The sequence below is a fragment of the Vibrio sp. 10N.261.46.A3 genome (assembly GCF_041472995.1).
Lineage (GTDB): Bacteria > Pseudomonadota > Gammaproteobacteria > Enterobacterales > Vibrionaceae > Vibrio > Vibrio coralliirubri.
This window is the reverse complement of record NZ_JBFRRH010000076.1, coordinates 1-1,032: the sequence shown is the minus strand read 5'-3', so window position 1 is coordinate 1,032 and position 1,032 is coordinate 1. Positions and strand designations below refer to the sequence as shown.

1 protein-coding gene is annotated in these 1,032 nt (G+C 38.8%); it reads left to right on the top strand.

Annotated features, from left to right (window positions below):
- Positions 1–684 precede the first annotated feature (684 nt).
- Positions 685–945 carry a hypothetical protein gene (locus tag AB4484_RS18200; protein WP_372079637.1) on the top strand — a complete coding sequence of 87 codons (261 nt, stop codon included), beginning with the start codon at positions 685–687 and terminating at the stop codon, positions 943–945.
- The last annotated feature ends 87 nt before the right edge of the window (positions 946–1,032 follow it).

Sequence of the window (1,032 nt, the reverse complement as noted above, 5' to 3'; positions counted from 1 at the left end):
AGCTATCATATGTTAAATACAAGCCATTTGAGCAAAATTAACTCGCAAAGGCATCGGGGTTTTTAAATCGATACCTACCGTTGTTACAGTCATGCTCTTTCTCCTATCTCATCGTTACCTTCATAGTAGAAGGCTGAGGGAGGGGCGACCATTCCATTGTAATAGGAATAATGAACACCTATCTTTGAGTGATAGATCATCATTTCCCTTGGTTTCTTCAGTAGGCGCCCAGGTGAATTCAGCGAAACAACGTGCGTAATGCTCTATTCTTGTATTACGTTTTAATTTTTCATGGGGAAAGCATGAGAAGAAATTACTTACTAATCCTATTTTTTGTTTTTCCTGTCTGGGCGAATAATGACGTTATGCTATACGCCAAAGAAGGGTTGGCTATGATTTGTAGGGATTCTCGGAGTATTTCAGGGAAAGATCTTGAACGAGTAAAAGAAATCTACCTGAATAAAAAGTTAGCCAGAAAAAATAAAGGGCTTGAATCTGACATTTCCTTCTCTTTTTTTGCATCAAAACAATTGTGGGGTATTGAGTCAGGGAGCTCCCCTTCTTACGAGGATTGTATGACTTTATTAAACTAGCGACATTATGGATTTAACGTAACGTCACTTAATCCGCACCCATACTTTGGGTGTTATGATCTAGAATCAAATTTTTATCGAGAACTCTGTTGTGGGAAAAAAATCATCAAGAAAAAAAATGGGCTTCGAATTAGAATCTATCCTAGCCCCTGTTGTACAAATGCGAGAGGAAGTAGAGGGGCATGTTATTAACATGGCTCGAACACATAAGATGATGTCGGCATGCCCATGTATCGAATGCTTTTCTGATATCGTCCATGATTTTATTTATGAAAAATATGAAGCCCCTTTTTCTGGGGTGATATATGAAGGAATGATGAATCAAGTTAGTAAGCAGTGGGATTCTTTGTAACTGCTGATTTAACGTAACGTCACTTAGTGCGAACTCAGGTTTAGAGACAAGAACGGCTCCCGATTGTGAGCCGTTCTTCGTTACAAA